Annotated in this window: 15 protein-coding genes and 1 tRNA gene; 11 read left to right on the top strand and 5 right to left on the bottom strand. The window is 60.8% G+C overall.

The genetic code is table 11. The features are described from left to right. Window positions 1-41 precede the first annotated feature (41 nt). Window positions 42-2,300, bottom strand: a complete 2,259-nt coding sequence (locus CLU92_RS09155) for a bifunctional diguanylate cyclase/phosphodiesterase (protein ID WP_101481632.1) — start codon at window positions 2,298-2,300, stop codon at window positions 42-44. Between the two features lie 424 nt (window positions 2,301-2,724). On the opposite strand from CLU92_RS09155, the gene aroC reads away from it, so the two are divergent. After that, window positions 2,725-3,819, top strand: coding sequence for a chorismate synthase (gene aroC, locus CLU92_RS09150; protein WP_101481631.1), 1,095 nt, complete (start codon window positions 2,725-2,727; stop codon window positions 3,817-3,819). 120 nt (window positions 3,820-3,939) lie between these two features. Here the strand turns inward: aroC and CLU92_RS09145 are convergent, their stop codons facing one another. Both CLU92_RS09145 and CLU92_RS09140 read right to left on the bottom strand, forming a co-directional pair. Beyond that, the gene (locus tag CLU92_RS09145; RefSeq protein WP_101481630.1) at window positions 3,940-5,436 is read right to left on the bottom strand and encodes an HDOD domain-containing protein; all 1,497 of its coding nucleotides are present in this window, start codon (window positions 5,434-5,436) and stop codon (window positions 3,940-3,942) included. After that, window positions 5,433-7,172 carry a bifunctional diguanylate cyclase/phosphodiesterase gene (locus CLU92_RS09140; RefSeq protein WP_101484584.1) on the bottom strand — a complete coding sequence of 580 codons (1,740 nt, stop codon included), beginning with the start codon at window positions 7,170-7,172 and terminating at the stop codon, window positions 5,433-5,435. The genes CLU92_RS09145 and CLU92_RS09140 overlap by 4 nt, the downstream gene beginning before the upstream one ends. Before the next feature lie 395 nt (window positions 7,173-7,567). Here CLU92_RS09140 and CLU92_RS09135 point away from each other — a divergent pair, with 395 nt between their 5' ends. The 4 genes from CLU92_RS09135 (at window position 7,568) to CLU92_RS09120 (ending at window position 10,933) form a co-directional block, all read left to right on the top strand. After that, window positions 7,568-9,250 carry an isovaleryl-CoA dehydrogenase gene (locus tag CLU92_RS09135; RefSeq protein ID WP_101481629.1) on the top strand — a complete coding sequence of 561 codons (1,683 nt, stop codon included), beginning with the start codon at window positions 7,568-7,570 and terminating at the stop codon, window positions 9,248-9,250. Between the two features lie 145 nt (window positions 9,251-9,395). Beyond that, window positions 9,396-10,046 carry a uracil phosphoribosyltransferase gene (gene upp, locus CLU92_RS09130; RefSeq protein WP_010398816.1) on the top strand — a complete coding sequence of 217 codons (651 nt, stop codon included), beginning with the start codon at window positions 9,396-9,398 and terminating at the stop codon, window positions 10,044-10,046. A 22-nt stretch (window positions 10,047-10,068) separates the two neighbouring features. Continuing rightward, window positions 10,069-10,431 (top strand): Hpt domain-containing protein, encoded by a 363-nt coding sequence (locus CLU92_RS09125; RefSeq protein WP_101481628.1) that lies wholly within the window; start codon window positions 10,069-10,071, stop codon window positions 10,429-10,431. A 298-nt stretch (window positions 10,432-10,729) separates the two neighbouring features. After that, window positions 10,730-10,933: a cold-shock protein gene (locus CLU92_RS09120; protein WP_010398811.1), complete on the top strand. Its 204-nt coding sequence runs from the start codon at window positions 10,730-10,732 to the stop codon at window positions 10,931-10,933. Between the two features lie 304 nt (window positions 10,934-11,237). Here CLU92_RS09120 and CLU92_RS09115 read toward each other — a convergent pair whose 3' ends face one another. Next, complete coding sequence (locus CLU92_RS09115) at window positions 11,238-12,149, bottom strand: LysR family transcriptional regulator (protein ID WP_101481627.1); 912 nt, start codon at window positions 12,147-12,149, stop codon at window positions 11,238-11,240. Between the two features lie 216 nt (window positions 12,150-12,365). Here CLU92_RS09115 and aceB point away from each other — a divergent pair, with 216 nt between their 5' ends. Further along, complete coding sequence (aceB, locus tag CLU92_RS09110) at window positions 12,366-13,964, top strand: malate synthase A (RefSeq protein ID WP_101481626.1); 1,599 nt, start codon at window positions 12,366-12,368, stop codon at window positions 13,962-13,964. Between the two features lie 79 nt (window positions 13,965-14,043). On the opposite strand, the gene gloB is transcribed toward aceB, so the two are convergent. Then, the gene (gene gloB, locus CLU92_RS09105) at window positions 14,044-14,853 is read right to left on the bottom strand and encodes a hydroxyacylglutathione hydrolase (protein ID WP_101481625.1); all 810 of its coding nucleotides are present in this window, start codon (window positions 14,851-14,853) and stop codon (window positions 14,044-14,046) included. Between the two features lie 19 nt (window positions 14,854-14,872). Between gloB and CLU92_RS09100 the strand changes: the two genes are divergently transcribed. From CLU92_RS09100 to CLU92_RS09080, 5 genes are all read left to right on the top strand, one after another. Next, window positions 14,873-15,649 (top strand): class I SAM-dependent methyltransferase, encoded by a 777-nt coding sequence (locus CLU92_RS09100; protein WP_101481624.1) that lies wholly within the window; start codon window positions 14,873-14,875, stop codon window positions 15,647-15,649. After that, complete coding sequence (rnhA, locus tag CLU92_RS09095; protein WP_101481623.1) at window positions 15,642-16,091, top strand: ribonuclease HI; 450 nt, start codon at window positions 15,642-15,644, stop codon at window positions 16,089-16,091. The genes CLU92_RS09100 and rnhA overlap by 8 nt, the downstream gene beginning before the upstream one ends. Before the next feature lie 102 nt (window positions 16,092-16,193). After that, complete coding sequence (dnaQ, locus tag CLU92_RS09090; protein WP_101481622.1) at window positions 16,194-16,910, top strand: DNA polymerase III subunit epsilon; 717 nt, start codon at window positions 16,194-16,196, stop codon at window positions 16,908-16,910. A gap of 82 nt (window positions 16,911-16,992) precedes the next feature. Beyond that, window positions 16,993-17,067, top strand: a tRNA-Val gene (locus tag CLU92_RS09085). Window positions 17,068-17,192: 125 nt separating this feature from the next. Continuing rightward, the gene (locus tag CLU92_RS09080; RefSeq protein ID WP_257561039.1) at window positions 17,193-18,527 is read left to right on the top strand and encodes a site-specific integrase; all 1,335 of its coding nucleotides are present in this window, start codon (window positions 17,193-17,195) and stop codon (window positions 18,525-18,527) included. Window positions 18,528-18,830: the final 303 nt, after the last annotated feature.

Raw genomic sequence — 18,830 nt, 5'->3', positions numbered from 1 at the left:
CGGCAACTGCCGGCGTTTTGCATTGCAGGGGCGAGTGGCGCCTATGCCGCGCCCTGCAGCGCCTCGTTGTTCAGCCAGGTGCCCAGCGCCGTGGCCGTCATGGGGCGGGCGAACAGGAAACCTTGCGCCATGGGACAGCCCAGCGCCTGCAAAATTTGTGCTTGCCGCTCGTCTTCCACGCCTTCGGCGATCACGGCCAGGCCCAGGTTGCGGCCTAGCTGGATGACCATTTCGGCGATGCTGCTGCCGCGCGCGGAACCCGTGATTTCCGTCACGAACGCGCGGTCGATTTTCAGGCGGTCGACTTGCAGCCGCTGCAGGTACGATAGTGAGGAAAAGCCCGTGCCGAAGTCATCGATGGCGATGCTGACGCCCGTCTGCTTGATCTGCCACAACATCTTGATCAGCATGTCCGGCTCTTCCATGGCCATCGATTCCGTGATTTCCAGCTCGATGAACTCGGGCGGTGCCTGTGTCTCTTCCAGCGCCGCGCGCAGCATTTCCAGGAACAGGGGGTGGCGGAACTGCACTTGCGACACGTTGACGGACATGACGAAGTTGCGGTGGCCCTGCTCCCGCAGCAGCACCAGTTCGCGGCAAGCCGTGCGCAGCACCCATTCGCCCAGGTCGATGATGATGCCCGAATACTCGGCGATGGGGATGAAACGGTCAGGCGAGATGAATTTGCCATCCGGCGTCTGCCAGCGCAGCAGCGCTTCGGCGCCTACCGGGCGGCGCGTGGTCAGGTCGATCTGCGGCTGGTAGACGACAAACAGCTGGTCCTGGCTGAAGGCCGTGCGCAGCGCGTGCATCATGCGCACCCGTTCGCGGATTTCGATGCCCATGCTGCGCGAGAAATAGAAGTGCCCGGCGCGCTGCTGGCTTTTTGCCCGTTTCAAGGCGATATCGGCATCCTTCAGCGCATCGGCGCCCGTGCCCGCATGTTCGCCCAGCCGTACCAGGCCCAGGGTGGCCGACAGCTGCACATCCTGGCCATCGATGCTGAACGGTGCCTGGAACAGGGCCAGGATATTGGCCGGATTGACTTGCGAGGAGTCGCCCAGCACGCAAAAGATGTCGCCGCCCAGGCGCGCCACGGTCAGCTGGGCCCCCAGCTGGGTTTGCAGGCGGCCCGCCACGGCGATCAGCAGGGTGTCGCCGAACTGGTGTCCCAGCGCGTCGTTGGTCTCGGCAAAGTGGTCGAGATCGACCAGCGCCAGTGTGGCATCGTCGCGCGCCGGACCGGCCAGGGCAGCGTCGAGGATTTCCACCAGGCGCGTGCGGTTGGGCAGCTTCGATAACTGGTCGTAGAAGGCGGCATTGTGCAGGTGCGATACCAGTTCGACATTGTCCAGGCCCACGGCGACGTTGCTGCAGAACACTTCCAGCAGGCTTTCATCGATGGCCGAGAGGGGGCGCGGCAGCACCAGGTAGGCGGCCGCGTCGCGGCTGGCCTTGCCCGCGAAGTACAGGGTGGCGTAGTCGTGCGTGTAGACATTGCGCCGCTGCGCCAGCGTGTGTTCGATGGCCGCCATCACGCGGGGGTTTTGCAGGCCGCACAGCGCGCTGTGCGGCAAGCCGGAAAAGCTGCCCGTGCAGGCCGAGACGAGCAGCTCCCTGGCGCCGCTGTCCTGCAAGTCTTGCACGCACAGCACGCCGTCGGCGCGGATGTCCAGCAGGTCGGCGATCTGCGCCAGCACGCCGGCCGAGAAATTTTGCACGCCGTGCAGCGCCATCAGCTGCGTGCTGGCGTGGACGATCTGGCCCAGGCCGCGCCGGCTGTTGCTGATCGAACGTATCTGCTCGTACGAGCGGATGGCCGCCGTCACCGTGGTAAATAGCTTGATGCGTGTCAGTTCGGACTTGGTCTTGTAATCGTTGATGTCGAAATCACGGATGGCGTCGATTTCCGGCGCATAGCCGGGCTGGCCCGTGCGCAGGATGATGCGCACATCCGTCATCTTCAGGGTTTCGCGAATGTAGCGTACCAGGTGCAGGCCCGCGTCATCCTGTTCCATCACCACGTCGAGCAGGATGACAGCGATGTTGTCTTCATGCTTGAGCCGTTCGCGCGCCTGGCCGGCTGAATACGCATGCACGAATTCCAGCGGGCGGTGCTGCATTTCCAGGTTGCCCAGGGCGAAAGTGGTGGTGGAGTGGACGTCTTCATCGTCGTCGATGATCATCACCCGCCAGACGCTGCGCGGTGCGACGGCCAGCGGCGCTGGTTGCTCATCGAGGAATACCAGGTCGTCGTGATCGTCCTTGTTGGCGTCAAGGGGGATGATCGGTGCGGGCATGTATAGCTTCTCCAAGATGACTCGATATTTTTTACGAGCACGTCAAAGAAGCCCATGGTGTTGTTGCGCTGCCTCGCCGTACTCGCGTACTGTCTTCGGCAACGACGCCTAGCCCCGGGCATGTTGTGACGTGCTCTCGGCGCAGCCCAAATCCGGCTTGGCATCGGACATGGTCGGCGCGCTATCGTTCAAGTATATAGCTATTTAACAAGCAAAATGTTTTTTTAAATCTATTCCGTCGAGCAATATTTCTTGTATTGCATGATTGCAACTCATACTTGGTGTTTTTTAGTTGAAAAAAACACACGGGATATGAAAATTGCGATGTGGGCTGGGGAATATCGGGCCTTGCTGCGGCATTAGCGGCATGGCATGCCCCGCAGGCTGGTAGAATTGAGTTTTCCAGTCTTTCACACTTCCTACTATGTCCGGCAATTCTTTTGGCAAACTGTTTACTGTTACCACTTTCGGCGAATCGCATGGCCCGGCCATCGGTTGCGTGATCGATGGCTGTCCGCCGGGCTTGGTCCTGTCGGAAGCCGATATCCAGCCCGAGCTGGACCGCCGCAAGCCGGGCACGTCGCGCCACGTGACGCAGCGCCAGGAATCGGATACGGTGGAGATTCTCTCGGGCGTGTACCAGGGTGTGACGACGGGTACGCCCATCGCGCTGCTGATCCGCAATGAAGACCAGCGCAGCAAGGATTACGGCAATATCGCGGAAAGCTTCCGCCCCGGCCACGCCGATTACACCTACTGGCATAAATACGGCGTGCGTGACCCGCGCGGCGGCGGGCGCTCCTCGGCGCGCCTGACGGCGCCCGTCGTGGGCGCGGCTGCCATCGCCAAGAAATGGCTGCTGCAGCAATACGGCACCACCTTCAAGGGCTGCATGAGCCAGTTGGGCGATATTGCCGTGCCATTCCAGTCCTGGGAACACGTGCATGCGAATCCGTTCTTTGCTGCCAGCGGCGACGCGGACCTGATCGCGCGTATGGAGGAGGCCATGGATCAATTGCGCCGCGACGGCGATTCCATCGGTGCGCGCATCGACGTGATCGCGCAAAACGTGCCGGTCGGCCTGGGCCAGCCCATCTACGACAAGCTAGACGCGGACATCGCCTACGCCATGATGGGCATCAATGCCGTCAAGGGCGTGGAAATCGGCGCCGGTTTCGATTCGGTGGCGCAAAAGGGTTCCGAGCACGGCGACGAACTGACGCCGGAAGGTTTTATCGGCAATAACGCCGGTGGCGTACTCGGTGGTATCTCGACGGGACAGGATGTCAAAGTGTCGATTGCCATCAAGCCAACGTCGTCGATCCGCACGCCGCGCCGCTCGATCGATAAAGAGGGCAATCCCGTGATGGTGGAAACCTTCGGCCGCCACGACCCCTGCGTGGGGATCCGTGCCACGCCAATCGCCGAAGCCATGCTGGCCTTGGTGTTGATCGACCACGCCCTGATGCACCGCGCGCAATGCGGCGATGTGTCGGTGAATACGCCGAAGTTGAAGTAAGTTGAATGTTGCCGGATGACGGGCCTGCGGCCCTAATCCGACCTACGACCCATGCCATGTGCAGGTCGGATTAGCGGGGCATCGCCCCGCGTAATCCGACAACATCGTTGGCGTTTTCTGTCACGCTACCTTATTTGCCACCAGCTCGAGCTGGTGCCGCATCTCCACCGACTGCACCAGTAACGCCCTGATATCGTTGATCAGGTTAAATTCAGTCTGGTTCAGCTGGATCGGCGGGAAGCTGTCGTCCCAGTCGCCGTACAGGAACCCCGTGGGGTGGCCGTTGGCCGACAGGGGCAGCACGACGAAGCTGCGCGCCTCCGACAGCGTGGCTTTCCACCATTGCGGCAGCTTGGCGGCAAATTTCGGGTCGCGCGCATTGTCGATGAAGATCACGCGGTCGCTATTGAGGGCCGCGTGGAACACGTTCGGTTCATACGTGTCGCCAAACACCATCAAGTCCTGCAGGTCGGCCATGCCTTCGCCCATGCTGATGCGCGCCGAGTACAAATGATCCCGGTGGTTGCGCACGAAAGCCACCGAGCGCGAGAAATCAAAGCCCTGGTGCAGCGTTTCGAGCGCCATCGAGACCATCTGGCCCGGGTTGGCGCTGCCGATGGCGCCGCGCAGGTCTGCCAGGCCGCTGATCAAGACGCGATTGCCTTCGGCGCGCATGCGCGTCGAGGCCAGCTGGCGCGCGCGCCGTTCGGCCGGTTTCGACAGGGGCGCGATCGACAGGTCGGCCGCCGCCATCGCCTTGGCCTTGTCCACGGCCACCACCAGGTCCGTCGCCGTGATGCCCAGGGTGCCCGCATAGTCGTCGATCAGCGCATGCACCTGTGCCGCGCCGGCCGCATCGTCATGCCACAGCGAGTCGGCGCAGCGCGCCGCCATGGTCGACAATCCTGCCATCCAGTCGGCGCCGCTGACGGGCGCGTTGTCGGGCGACGGATCCATCGGACGCATGCCGTTGATCAGGTGCTGCGGCAAGCCCCAGTGGGCGGCCGTGGCATAGCCCACTTCCGGCAGCGACAGGCCAAGGATTTCGCGCGCGGCGGCCGCTTCATTGCCGGGACCCGCATGCGCCTGCATGCGCGCCCAGAAGTCCGTCATGTAGAACGTCACCATCATGCGCCCCAGGGTGTGCAGCATCGAACAGACGACGGCTTGCTCCGCCTGCAAGCTGCCGGCGCTGGTGGCTACCTGCTGCGCCACCATCCCGGCCAGCACGGCCTTTTCCATTTCCACGTGGGCGCTGACGGAGTCGGGCGACGCCTGCGACAGCTCCTCGATCAGTTTCAGGCCCAGCGCCAGATGGCCGATGGCGTCGATACCCAGCACCAGCACGGCCTTCGAGACGGTGTTGACCCGCTGGCCGAAGGCCGAGTACATGCCACTGTTGGCCAGCCTGAGCACCTTGTGCGTGAGGACAGGATCCGACAGCACCGTTTGCGTGATATCGAATTCGTGGTCATCCTCGCCGCGCATGGCCCCCAGAATGGCGCTGATGGCCTTGGCGAAGCCGGGCATGTCGCCCTGCTGGCGCGTGCGTGCCCACAGCAGGTCCAGGGTGTTTTTGCCGAGCTGTGTCGGCACTGTGAAATGACCTGGATTCATTGCACCCCTCCGCGCTGTTCATTGGCAGACGGCGTGGGCACCAGCGCCGCATAGGTTTTTTCGCTCAAGGCCGATAGCGCGGCATGGGCCGGCATCGGCTTGCCCGTCAAATAGCCTTGCACATACTGGCAGCCGCGCGACTCCATGAAGTGCATCTGCTCCTCCGTTTCCACGCCTTCGGCCACCACGGACAAATTCAAATGCTTGGCCAGGTCGAGAATGGTGTTGCAGATGGCCGCATCCTTGCTCGATTCGGGCAAGTCCTTGATGAAGGTACGGTCGATCTTCAGTACTGAAATGGGGAAGCGCTTCAGATACGCGAGAGAGGAATAGCCGGTGCCGAAATCGTCGATGGCGATGCGCGCGCGGCGCTCCGTCATCTTGACGAGGATGGTTTCCGCATGCACTGGGTCGATCATCAGGGTGCCTTCCGTAATTTCCAGCACCAGGTGTTCGCCGGAGAGTCCTGAAAACGCGATGGCGTCATCGAGCACGTCGAGGAATTTGTCGTTGCGGAACTGGCGCGGGCTGATATTGACGGAGATGTACAGCGGCCGCTTGGCCACTTCCTGGAACTGCTTGAGCTGCACGCAGGCAGCCTTTAGCGCCCAGGCGCCCAGCAGGTTGATCAGGCCATTGGCTTCGGCGATCGGGATGAAACGCACGGGCGGCACCAGGCCCAGGGTCGGGTGTTTCCAGCGCATCAGGGTTTCGAAACCCTGGATTTGCCGCGTGTGCGCATCGACGATGGGCTGGTAAAAGAGCAGAAATTCTCCTTCGCGCACGGCGTGGAACATGGCCGCTTCCAGCGAAATATCATGTTCCGACGGGCCATTCAGGCGCGGGCTATAGACCAGGCAGCGGGCCTTGCCCGTTTCCTTGGCGCGCGACATGGCTGCATCGGCCAGCGCCACCAGGCGCACTTCATCTTCCGCATGCTGCGGATAGATAGCTACGCCGACGGACGCGCCCACGTAGATCGTGTGGCCATCGACTTCGAACGGCGCTTGCAGGGTGGCCAGCAGGCGGCCCGTCACCAGTTTGATTTGCGCATCGGTAGCGCTGCCGGGCAGCACGGCGACAAATTCATCGCCGCCCACGCGCGCCAGGGTATCGCTGTCGCGCAAGGTCTTGCGCAGGCGCGCGGCGGCCAGGCGCAGCACGGCGTCGCCGACGGGGTGGCCCAGGCCATCGTTGACCTTTTTAAAACCATCGAGACCGATGGTGGCGACCGAAAACCCCTGGCCCGAACGCGCCGCCTGGGCGATGACCATGCGGATACGGTCCGACAGCAACAGGCGGTTCGGCAGGCCGGTGAGCGCGTCGTGCGTGGCCATGTGGCGCAAGCGTTCTTCCGTGTTGTGCTGGGCCGACGTGTCGCGCCCGACCACCAGCAATTCGGCGATGCCGTCCGCGTTCATATAAGAAGACAGGCGCAGCTCGAACCAGATTTCCTGGTCCGGCGTTTGCAGGCGCACTTCCAGGCGTCCAGGTTCTTCCAGGGAATCTTCCAGCGCGGCCTGCAGCGCCGCGCGCGACGCTTCGGCCGCCAGCGGCAGCAGCAAATGGCCGGTCAGGCCCGATGGTGCGCCGAACAGGGTGGCTGCGCGCTTGCTGGCGAACAGGATCAGGCCGTCCGTATCGAGCCGGAACACGACGTCGCCGGCCTCTTCCATGAGGTTGTCCAACTCGTGGCGTGCCTCGCGGTGGGCGGCGGATGGGGTACTGGAAAACATCGTGCTGGCTTTTACCTTTTTATTATCAGTGCCGGCGCTCGCTGCAGGGCAGGGCGCCAACGGAAACAGTGCATCGTGCGCTACGCGCGCCACAGCGGGCCGGCGGGCAAATATCTGAACGCGATCTACACGAAATGTATCATTGAAAAGCATTCGATTACATGAAATAGAGCAACATTACTTCAGGTTTTGTAAATATTCCTGTCTTCCATGAAAAAAATCATCCCGCGCGACATGCGCAGGCATTTCGTTCCCTGTGGAAACTTTCTGCCGCACCTGTCTCCTGTAGCGCGCTTGCCCTGACATGCGCTTTAGGCTAGTCTGGCTGGCAGACGGTGTTGACGGTGCGCCAGCGACGGCAAGGGCGCCATGATAACAAAACGCGGGAGACCCCCATGAATGCCTTTGACACGCATGAAGTTTTCAACCAGGCCACGCCGTTTGAAAACGTCAATCTCTTCGCCAGCGATCCCGCGCTGATCGAAGCGCTGCTGCGCGAGGGCGGCGGCGCCGCGCTGCAGGAGCTCGACGCGCTGGGCGAAAAGCTGGGCCACGCCGAGACCTACGCGCTGGCGCGCTTGGCCAATATCCATAAGCCCGAGCTGCAGCAGTTCGACCGGGCCGGGCGCCGCATCGACGAAGTGCTATTCCATCCGGCCTGGCATGAGCTGATGGCTATCCTCGTGGGCGCCGGCGCGCACGCTGCGCCCTGGGCGTCGCCAGGGCCCGGTGCCCAGGTGGCGCGCGCGGCCGCCTATCTATTAGTAGGACAGGTGGAAAACGGCACGCAGTGTCCTGTGACGATGACGTATGCCTCGGTGCCCGCCTTGCGCCAGGCCCTTGATCTGCCGCAAATCGCGCAGCGCTGGCTGCCGAAAATCCTCTCGCGCGAATACGATCCCCGCTCCCTCCCCGTGGAACAGAAGCGTGGCGCCCTGGTCGGCATGGGCATGACGGAAAAGCAGGGCGGCTCGGATGTGCGCAGCAATACCACGCGCGCCGTACCCGTGCCGCCGGACGAGGCGCGGGCCCTGTTCGGCGACGAGGCTGGCGGCGCCTGGCGCATCGTCGGCCACAAATGGTTTTTCTCGGCGCCGCAGTGCGATGCCCATCTGATCCTGGCGCAGGCGGAAGAGGGGGGATTGTCCTGTTTCTTTTTGCCCCGCTACCTGCCCGACGGCAGCCGCAATGCCATCCGTGTACAGCGCCTGAAAGATAAGCTGGGCAACCGCTCGAATGCCTCGTCGGAAGTGGAATTTGCCAATGCCTACGGCTGGCTGGTGGGCCAGCCGGGGCGGGGCATTCCCACCATCCTGGAAATGGCCAGCCACACGCGCCTCGATTGCGTGCTGGGCAGCACCGGCATCATGCGCGCCGCCCTGACGCAGGCGCTGCATCATGCGCGCCAGCGGGCCGTGTTCGGCAAGCCGCTGGTCGAGCAGCCCCTGATGCAGAACGTGCTGGCCGACCTGGCGCTTGAATCCGAAGCCGCCACCGCGTTTGCCCTGCGCCTGGCCCGTTGTTTCGATGAAAAGGACGATCCGCAGCAAGCCATGCTGGCCCGCGTGCTGACACCGGCCGGCAAGTACTGGATTTGCAAGCGCGGTCCCGGCTTCGGCGCGGAAGCCATGGAGGTGCTGGGCGGCACTGGCTATGTGGAAGATGCGCCGCTGGCGCGCCTGTATCGGGAGCTGCCCGTCAACTCGATCTGGGAGGGTTCGGGCAACGTCATGTGTCTCGACGTCTTGCGCGCTTTCGGCAAGTCGCCGGCCGCGCGCGACGCCCTGGCGGCCGAGCTGGCGCTGGCCGGCGATACCGACGCCGCCTTTGCTGAGTACCGGACGCGCCTGATGGCCGAACTGGACGGGCCGCAGGCCGATGAATTTGGCGCCAGGCAATTATCTGAGCGCATCGTGCTGGCCGTGCAGGCGGGATTGCTGCTGCGCCATGCGCCGCCCTTCGTTGCGCAGGCATTCCTGCAGTCGCGCCTGTTGCAAGCGCCGGGTGGCGCGTATGGGCGCTTGCCGGCGGGCACTGATTGCGCGGCTATCCTGAGGCGCGCTCTGCGCGAGTATTGACCCCGATAAATCCGATTATTTCGAAAATTCCAGCCACAGGCGGGCTGTGGGCTGGGATAATGCGGCAATCCATCATTTTATCGACACACAACGCGCCTGCGGCCATGCTTGCCGCCGCGCCAGATAGCAGAGAAAGAAAAACAAGATGAAACAAGATCCACGCTTCCCGAATTTGTTCATTACCGATCATCCATTGATCCAGCACAAACTGAGCCACATGCGCGAGCACGACACGTCGACGCGTACCTTCCGCGAATTGCTCAAGGAAATCACCTTGCTGATGGGCTATGAAATCACGCGCGACCTGCCGTTGACCACGCGCGAAATCAAGACGCCGCTGGTGACCATAGACGCGCCTGTTATTGCAGGCAAGAAACTGGCGATTGTGCCCATCCTGCGCGCCGGCATCGGCATGAGCGATGGCTTGCTGAACCTGGTGCCATCGGCCCGCGTGGGTCACATCGGCGTGTACCGCGACCCGGCCACGCATATGCCGGTGGAATACCTGGTGCGCCTGCCGGACCTGAACGAGCGCACCTTCATTCTGTGCGACCCGATGGTGGCGACCGGCAATTCGGCCGTGTACGCCGTTGACGTGCTGAAGAAGCGGGGCGTGACGGACGAGCAGATCATCTTCCTGGCGCTGGTGGCCGCACCGGAAGGCGTGACCGTGTTCCAGAACGCGCATCCGAACGTCAAGATGTTCTGCGCCTCGCTTGATTCGCACCTGGATGATCACGCCTACATCGTGCCGGGCCTGGGCGATGCCGGCGACCGCATCTTCGGCACCAAGTAAGCGCATTCAGGCGAGTATTGCGATGGCAACCTTGATCGACCCGGATTATCGCGCGCGTTTGCGCGCCCTGAACGAGAAGTATGCGGCCGGCGTGCCAGCCCTGATGCAAGCGATCACGCAGGCCAGCGGCCGCTGCGATAGCGAAGGCCCTCGCCTGGAACCGTTGACGGAGCTGCACCGTGCGCTGCATGCGGTTGCCGGCTCGGCCGCCACCTTCGGTTTCGCTGCGCTGGGCCAGGAATGCCGGCGCATCGAACAGCAGGTGCGCGCCATGCTCAATGCGCCGGCGCAGGCGGTGGCGGAATGGCCCTCCGTGCGGGGGCAAGTGGAGGCCTTGTTGCACTGGGCCGCACGCGACGCGGGCGCCACCCATTTCAGCGTGTGAATAAGTACAGCTAGGCATTGTGGTTACTATGATTCATTTGATGCAACGCAAAGCATCGGCGTCGCAGATTAGGATATAGTGTCTTCAAGCCGCTGGTACGGGGCGCCGCAAGACTGGGATTTGGCTATCAAAGTAGTGTTCGCAAGTTTATTTTGCGAAAGAATGGTTTTTCTCGGTTTTGTTGGTATAATTGGACATCGTTGGATTCGAGGTAGTAGTGCAGTTAGTCTGTCATTTCTTTCTTGCTTCAAACGATATAACGGGCGCAAGCCCAACTTAACTGAAATAGGAAATTGTAATGGCAACTGGCATCGTAAAATGGTTCAATGATTCGAAGGGTTTCGGCTTTATTACCCCTGACGAAGGCGGCGAAGATCTGTTCGCTCACTTCTCGGCTATCCAGTCGAACGGCTTCAAGTCCCTGCAAGAGAACCAACGCGTTTCTTTTGAAGTGACCGCTGGCCCTAAAGGCAAGCAAGCTTCGAACATTCAGCCAATCTAATACGCTGGATCAAACGAAATAAAGAAATCCTCGGTCTCCGAGGATTTTTTTTCGCCTAAATTTCCGTGAAGCATGGGTTTTGCGTGTGTTTTATGGGTTCCGCAGCTCTTTTTTGCGTACTTTTCGTCAGGGGCCAGGCTGCTCCGCTGCGATTTGCTCCATTGACGTCTCGACCCGGACAACACCATTGCAAGCGGAAGGCAGAGGTGGCCGAGAAGCGCAACCGTCGTCAGTACGGGGCCGCCGAGGTGGTGAGCATCGCAGGCGGCTTGTGCAGACGCGCAGCAGCGTTGGTCCGGCGTCCTCAGATAGCGCGTTCGCGCCAGTAATCGGCTTGCGAATAGCTATGCCGCAAAAAATCCACAAACGCCCGTATGCGCAGCGGCAAATGACGGCGCTGGGCGAACACGGCGTAGATGTCGTTGCCCGGCGCGGCGAACTGATCGAGCACCGTCACCAGCTGGCCCGAGGCGATTTCGGCACCCACTTCCCACATCGAGCGCCACGCCAGCCCCTTGCCGGCCAGGGCCCAGTCGTGCAGCACTTCGCCATCGTTGCACACCATATTGCCCGCCACCTTTAAAATGACGTTCTTGCCGTTTTCGCGGAAGGTCCAGCCCCGCTGGCTACCTTCGCTGCTGATCGCCAGGCAATTATGTTTCGCCAGGTCGGCGGGGATGCGCGGCGTGCCTGCCCGTTTCAAATAGGCGGGCGAACCGACCAGCACGCGCTGGTTATCGGCCAGTTTCGTGCTCACCAGAGTGGAATCGGACAGGCTGGCGATGCGGATGGCCACGTCGATGCCTTCGCCGATCAGGTCGACCAGGCGGTCGTTCAGGTTCAGCGACACCGTCACGTCGCGGTGTTCGGCGACAAACGAGGGGATCAGTGGCGCCACATGCTGGCGTCCGAAGCCGGCCGGTGCGGAAATGAGCAAATGGCCGCTGGCCTTCACGCTGCGCTCGGCCACGGCCGCTTCCGCCTCTTCCAGTTCGCCCAGGATACGCTGGCAATCTTCCAGGAAGGCAACGCCTTCATTCGTCAGCGCCAGCTTGCGCGTCGTGCGCTGGAGTAATTTGACACCCAGACGCTGCTCCAGCGCATCGAGGCGCCGGCCTATCATGGCCGGCGCTATCCCTTCCGCGCGCGCGGCCGCCGACAGGCTGCCCTTGGCCACGACTTCCACGAACGTTGATATTTGTCTGAACTGTCCCATGCCGTGCTCCCGCGGTGCCATCACTTGTGATAAAAACGCATAGATGAAGTGATTTTTAATCTCGTTTCCATGCCTTATAGTGCAATACTATAGAATAAACGCGCCGCCCGGCAGGGTGTCTTTGCACCTCTGTCCAGCTTGCCCGCACAGTCGTTCAGCTTATACTTGGATCACCAGATTACTTTTGCTTACATTTATTAAAAACCGGAGAACTTCATGACGCAGAACACGATCGCACTTCCCGAAGGCATGCAAATCACGGGTGAAATCCAGCCCGGCTACGAACAGATTTTGACGCCTGCGGCACTGGCGCTGGTGGCCAAGCTGACGCGTGAATTCGAGCCGCGCCGCCAGCAATTGCTGGCCGTGCGCGTGGAGCGCGCCAAGCGCCTCGACGCGGGCGAGCGTCCTGATTTCCTGCCAGAAACCGCGCACATCCGCGACGGCGACTGGAAGATCGCGCCGATTCCGAAGGCGCTCGAATGCCGCCGCGTGGAAATCACCGGCCCCGTCGAGCGCAAGATGGTCATCAATGCCTTCAATTCCGGCGCCGACAGCTACATGACGGACTTCGAGGATTCGAACACGCCGAACTGGGATAACCAGCTGACGGGCCAGATCAATATGTTCGACGCCGTGCGCAAGACGATTTCGCTGGAGCAAAATGGCAAGTCGTACAAGCTGAACGACAAGATCGCTACCCTGGTCGTGCGTCCGCGCGGCTGGCACCTTGATGAAAAGCACGTGCTGGTCGACGGCAAGCGCATTTCCGGCGGCATCTTCGATTTTGCCCTGTTCATGTTCCACAATGCCAAGGAGCAATTGGCGCGCGGTGCCGGCCCATACTTTTACCTGCCGAAGATGGAATCGCACCTGGAAGCGCGCCTGTGGAACGATATCTTTGTCATGACGCAAAACGAGCTGGGCTTGCCACAAGGCACGATCAAGGCGACCGTGCTGATCGAAACCATCCTGGCCGCCTTTGAAATGGATGAAATCCTGTACGAATTGAAAGAACACAGCTCGGGCCTGAACGCGGGCCGCTGGGATTACATCTTTTCGTGCATCAAGAAATTCAAGCTGGACAAGGATTTCTGCCTGGCAGACCGCGCCAAGGTCACGATGACGGCGCCATTCATGCGCGCCTACGCCTTGCTGCTGCTGAAAACCTGCCACAAACGCGGCGCGCCAGCGATTGGCGGCATGGCAGCCTTGATCCCGATCAAGAACGATCCCGAAAAGAACGACATCGCCATGGGCGGCGTGCGCAACGACAAGGCGCGCGACGCCACCGACGGCTATGACGGCGGCTGGGTTGCTCATCCGGGTCTGGTGGAGCTGGCCATGGGCGAGTTCACCAAAGTGCTGGGCGACAAGCCAAATCAGATCGACAAGCAGCGTCCCGATATCGACGTCAAGGCGTCTGACTTGCTGAATTTCCAGCCGGAAGCGCCGATCACGGAAGCGGGTTTGCGCTACAACATCAACGTGGGCATCCACTACCTGGGCAGCTGGCTGGCCGGCAATGGTTGCGTGCCTATCCACAACCTGATGGAAGATGCGGCCACGGCCGAGATCAGCCGCTCGCAAGTGTGGCAGTGGATTCGTTCGAGCAAGGGCGTGCTGGAAGATGGCCGCAAGGTGACGGCCGAAATGGTGCGCGCCATGATTCCGGAAGAGCTGGCCAAGGTGCAGCGCGATGCGCCAGGCGGCGACGGCCCAACCTATGTGCGCGCCGGCCAGATTTTCGAGGAAATGTCGACGTCGGAATCGTTCGCCGAATTCCTGACCTTGCCTCTTTACGAAGAAATCTGATCCTGATCAAATAGAAGCATAAAAAAATCCCGGCGATGCCTGATGGCGCCGCCGGGATTTTCTTTTTAGAAGCAGAACCTTAAAAGTTGTTTTTCCACATACGTAGCGCGGCGAACGCTTCCACGGGCGAGGCGTCGGTGGCCAGCTTGCCTTCCACCTTCAGGCTGGTCAAAATCGCGGGCTCGCGGTAGCGCAGGAAGGGGTTGGTGGCTTTTTCCATGGCAATGGTCGACGGCACGGTGGACAAACCCTGCTGGCGCTTTTCCGTGTCGATGGCGATGCGTTCCTGCAAGGCCACATTGCCCGGCTCGACGGCGTTGGCGAAGCGCAGATTGGACAAGGTGTACTCATGCGCGCAAAATACCTCGGTATCGTCGGGCAGGGCGGCCAGCTTGCCCAGCGAGTCGGCCATCTGGCCGGGTGTGCCCTCGAACAGGCGACCGCAGCCGCCGGCAAACAGGGTGTCGCCGGAAAATAGCCATGGTGCGCCGCTGCGGTCGTCGCGCTGGCGCACGTAAGCGATATGTCCCTTGGTATGGCCGGGCACGTCGATGACCGTCATCTGCAAACCCAGCTCGGCCACATAGGCGACATCGCCTTCAGCAAGCGGTTCCGTGATGGCTGTGATAGCCTCATTGCGTGGACCGAAGACGGGCACGGCGAAGTGCTGCAACAATTCAGGCACGCCACCCGTGTGGTCGGCGTGGTGGTGCGTGAGTAAAATGGCGGACAAGGTCAACTGATGGGCCTGCAGCGCATCGAGGATGGCCATTGCATCGCCAGGGTCGACCACGGCGGCGTGGCGGCCGTCATGGATCAGCCACAGGTAGTTGTCGGCAAAGGCGGGCACGGCAAGTACCGATAAAGCGTGTTCAGGGGAGTGTGTCATGAGCAAAAGAGAAAACTGAATGGACAGTGCAGCATCCGAAAAATCCATTATAGCGCTTGACGGCTGGCTACAGACGCCGGCCGGTCTCTACGTGCGCGCCTGGGAGCAGCAATGCCTCGATAGCCTGACTGTCGACATCTTCGGTTTTAATGCGGTGCAGATTGGCTTGCCCCAGCTCGACGCGCTGGCTGCCAGCCGCATGCCGAACAAATGGCTGCTCGATTCGCGTCTGCCGTCGCGTCCGCCGCAGGAGAGGCGCCTGACCCTGGTATCGGCCTTCGACGAGCTGCCATTCGACTCGCAAAGCCTGGACCTGGTGGTCTTGCCGCACGTGCTTGAATTTGCCGCCGAGCCACATCAGGTCTTGCGCGAGGTCGAGCGCGTGCTGATCCCCGAGGGGCGCGTGATCGTCTGCGGCTTCAATCCGGCCAGCCTGTGGGGCATGCGCCAGGGCCTGGGACGGGTCACGGGACGTCATTACCTGCCGCAGGCGGGCGAGCTGATCTCTATGCCGCGTATGAAAGACTGGTTAAAATTGCTGAACATGGGCGTCAGCCAAAGCCATTTCGGCTGCTACGCACCAGCCTGCAGGACAGAAAAATGGCTGCGCCGCAACGCCTTCATGGACAAGGCGGGCGCGCGCTGGTGGCCATATCTGGGCGCAGTGTATATAGTGCAGGCGATCAAGCGCGTCAAAGGGATGCGTTTGATCGGTCCGGCGTGGACCAAGAAACCGGCGACGGCGCCCGCAGGCGCACCGGTCACGAATAAAAGGCGGGAACAGCAAGATGGCTAAGTTTGAAGATAAGGTAGAAATTTACGCCGATGGCGCATGCAAGGGCAATCCAGGCACGGGTGGCTGGGGCGCGCTGATGGTGGCCGATGGCGCCAAGAAAGAAATTTACGGCGGGGAACTGAACACGACGAATAACCGCATGGAATTGAAGGCCGTGATCGAAGCATTGACGGCGCTCAAACGCCCCTGCCAAGTGGTGATGTATACCGATAGCCAGTATGTCCAGAAGGGCATCAGCGAATGGATCCATGGCTGGAAGGCGCGCGGCTGGAAAACGGCGGCCAAGGCGCCCGTCAAGAACGTCGACCTGTGGCAGGCCCTCGATACGGCCCAGGCCGTCCATGAAGTGGAATGGCGCTGGGTACGCGGCCACAATGGACATCCGGGCAATGAGCGGGCCGATGAACTGGCTAATCTGGGCGTGGAAACCGTGCGCGCCTGATGTTAAAAATTCCTGTCGCGAAACGGCGGGCAGGGCGTAATCGAAGGGCACAGGTTTGCTATACTGTGCCCTTCGCTTTTTGCTTTTACGACTGAATCTGCCATGCGTCAAATTGTTCTCGATACTGAAACCACCGGCCTGAACCCGCGCACGGGCGACCGCATCCTGGAGATCGGGGCGGTCGAGCTGAACAACCGCATGTTGACGGGAAATAATTTCCACCATTACATCAATCCCGAGCGCGATTCGGAAGAGGGCGCGCTGGCCGTCCACGGATTGACGACGGAATTCCTCAGCGACAAGCCGAAGTTCGCGGAAATCGCGGAAGAATTCCGCGCGTTTATTGCCGGCGCCGAGCTGATCATCCACAATGCCCCGTTCGATATCGGCTTCCTCAACGCTGAATTCAAGCGCCTGAACCTGCCGCCCGTGCATGAGCAAGTGCATGGCGTGATCGATACCCTGGTGCAGGCGAAGGAAATGCATCCAGGCAAGCGCAACTCGCTCGATGCCCTGTGCGACCGTTATGGCGTGTCGAACGCCCACCGCAAGCTGCACGGCGCGCTGCTCGACTCCGAATTGCTGGCCGACGTCTACCTGGCCATGACGCGCGGCCAGAACAGCCTGAGCATGGAAGAAGAAGTGGAAGTAGCCGCCGATGGCGGGGTGCTGGAAATCGTGCCCCTGGCCGAAGTCATCTTCCAGAGCACCACGGCCGACGAGCTTGCCGCCCACGAAGCGACCATCGCTGGCCTCGACAAGGCAGCCAAAGGCCAGTGCATCTGGACCGCCGTCACGGCTCCCCCGGCCGCCACCTGAGAAAAAAGCGTGGGCGTGGCAAATTTACTGTTGCCAGCCCTTGCAGATGCCGCAACACCTATGCGATAATTCGCCTCGCTTCGGGAGGTTAGCTCAGGGGTAGAGCACTGCATTCACACTGCAGGGGTCGCAAGTTCGAAACTTGCACTTCCCACCAAATTTAAGCTTTGAAATCAAGGTCTTGGCGTTCGCCGGCAGGTTTCAAGGCATCGGCAAATGCCGGCTTGATGGTGAAAAATAGGGGAATTCGACAAACGATTCCACCAACGCCAAAGGCCAATCATGGCATCATCCATTCCTCGCGGCATCCGGGTCATTGACTGGAAAAACGCCGACAAAACAAAATCCATACGTTACAGAGTGCGCGTTGAGCGTGGCGACTTCGTTGTCGACCGCTCATTCGGGCAAGACGAGCTTGAGCGCGCCAAGATATTTTTGGCAGACACCAAGACGCCGCAAGGCAGGCTTCTGATCGCCCAAGGGCGAGACCGCGCGAGCCTGATGGTTTCCGAGATCGAGCGCCTTGCCGCGGAATTCATCATGGAAGGGCGCTGCACGCTTGGTCATGCCATCGACAGCTATCTGCGTGCCTACGTGACCCCATTGATAGATTGCGGTGTAGACAAGGTCCAGCAAACAGCAAAGGCCGCCAGAGCGCGCCTGGAAAGCTGCCGAAACATCGAGATCTCCTACATCAAAAGCGGTTTTGTCGTCCCGTCAGGGCCGCTTGCAGGCCTGAGGGAGCATGCCAAGGGCTTCGCCAAGCAAAAGATCGGAGATTTCTATATCGACGACCTGACGGAGCAGGAGACAACCGAATACATCGATGTCAGATTGCGGCAGGGCAAGGCCAAGAGCACGGTCAAGCGCGAGATATATGCCCTGCAAGCCGTCGTCAACAAGCTGCGCTTCACGGACAATAAAGCGTGGAAGCGCCTCAACGGCCATAATCCCTTTGCAGAAGCAGACAAGGCCAAGGTGAAGGGCGGCGAGCGGCGCCGACGGCGGATCATCTCGCCGGACGAAGAGGAAGCGCTGCTTAAGGAGCTGCGCAAATGCCGGAACAAGGAAATGCCGCTCATTTTTGCCGTCGCCATATCCACGGGCATGAGAAGGGCCGAGATCCTTGGCCTTCTATGGTCCCAGATCGATATCGAGCGCGGCGTCATCAATCTCGATGCGGATCAGACGAAAGCTGACGAGGAGCGCCTGGTCATCTTGCTGCCGGAGGCGGTGGCAGCCTTCAAGGTTATTCCGCGAGTGGACGAGCGAGTCTTTCACTACAAGATCGAGGGCTTCAAGACCGTATTCCGCCGAGTGCTTGAGCGGGCGAAGCTTGATGGCATTCACATGCATGACACTCGTCGCTCCTTCATTTCAAGAGTGCTTAAAGACATCACCTCTTCGCCAGTGGCCATTGCAGATATGATTGGCGCCCGCAGCGTGGCGAACTTGCAGAAGCGGACCATCGAGCGCATCCGGCAAGGCAATATGATCGACGCTGGCTTCATTCAAACTGAGGAGGAGCTTCGATCAGTCGTTGGGCACAAGGACGGGCAAACGACCGCGCGTTACGCGAACATGGCGCCGGAGAAGAAGGGCTCCGTAGAGAAATAGGATCGCTTGCCGACGGCGTCACCTCGATGATGCCCAGTGCGCCCATCTATCCAAGCATTCTGCGATGTCAGAGCTAGCACGACATTCAAGATGCTTGGCGTCGGCGTAAAAGAGCAGGAATGGCTCATGGGCTGCTGTGTAGCCGCTTATTGATGCGCATGCATGGAGGCATTGGCTATTGATTTTTTAAGATATAGAACATAATAATGTTTATATAAACGCCATTTTTCGCCAGCCGTGTTGTAGTATGGCAATTCGTAACTGGCGTTTGTCGATTGAGGCACTCAGGGGATTTCCCCGTTG

The sequence above is a fragment of the Janthinobacterium sp. 61 genome (assembly GCF_002846335.1).
Classification (GTDB): domain Bacteria; phylum Pseudomonadota; class Gammaproteobacteria; order Burkholderiales; family Burkholderiaceae_D; genus Janthinobacterium.
This window is presented reverse-complemented; position numbering and strand designations above follow the sequence as displayed.

Coding starts and splice junctions, on each gene's coding strand:
- CLU92_RS09155 (WP_101481632.1), bottom strand. CDS start 2,300: ATGCCCGCACCGATCATCCCCCTTGACGCCAACAAGGACGATCACGAC.
- aroC (WP_101481631.1), top strand. CDS start 2,725: ATGTCCGGCAATTCTTTTGGCAAACTGTTTACTGTTACCACTTTCGGC.
- CLU92_RS09145 (WP_101481630.1), bottom strand. CDS start 5,436: ATGAATCCAGGTCATTTCACAGTGCCGACACAGCTCGGCAAAAACACC.
- CLU92_RS09140 (WP_101484584.1), bottom strand. CDS start 7,172: ATGTTTTCCAGTACCCCATCCGCCGCCCACCGCGAGGCACGCCACGAG.
- CLU92_RS09135 (WP_101481629.1), top strand. CDS start 7,568: ATGAATGCCTTTGACACGCATGAAGTTTTCAACCAGGCCACGCCGTTT.
- upp (WP_010398816.1), top strand. CDS start 9,396: ATGAAACAAGATCCACGCTTCCCGAATTTGTTCATTACCGATCATCCA.
- CLU92_RS09125 (WP_101481628.1), top strand. CDS start 10,069: ATGGCAACCTTGATCGACCCGGATTATCGCGCGCGTTTGCGCGCCCTG.
- CLU92_RS09120 (WP_010398811.1), top strand. CDS start 10,730: ATGGCAACTGGCATCGTAAAATGGTTCAATGATTCGAAGGGTTTCGGC.
- CLU92_RS09115 (WP_101481627.1), bottom strand. CDS start 12,149: ATGGGACAGTTCAGACAAATATCAACGTTCGTGGAAGTCGTGGCCAAG.
- aceB (WP_101481626.1), top strand. CDS start 12,366: ATGACGCAGAACACGATCGCACTTCCCGAAGGCATGCAAATCACGGGT.
- gloB (WP_101481625.1), bottom strand. CDS start 14,853: ATGACACACTCCCCTGAACACGCTTTATCGGTACTTGCCGTGCCCGCC.
- CLU92_RS09100 (WP_101481624.1), top strand. CDS start 14,873: ATGGACAGTGCAGCATCCGAAAAATCCATTATAGCGCTTGACGGCTGG.
- rnhA (WP_101481623.1), top strand. CDS start 15,642: ATGGCTAAGTTTGAAGATAAGGTAGAAATTTACGCCGATGGCGCATGC.
- dnaQ (WP_101481622.1), top strand. CDS start 16,194: ATGCGTCAAATTGTTCTCGATACTGAAACCACCGGCCTGAACCCGCGC.
- CLU92_RS09080 (WP_257561039.1), top strand. CDS start 17,193: ATGGCATCATCCATTCCTCGCGGCATCCGGGTCATTGACTGGAAAAAC.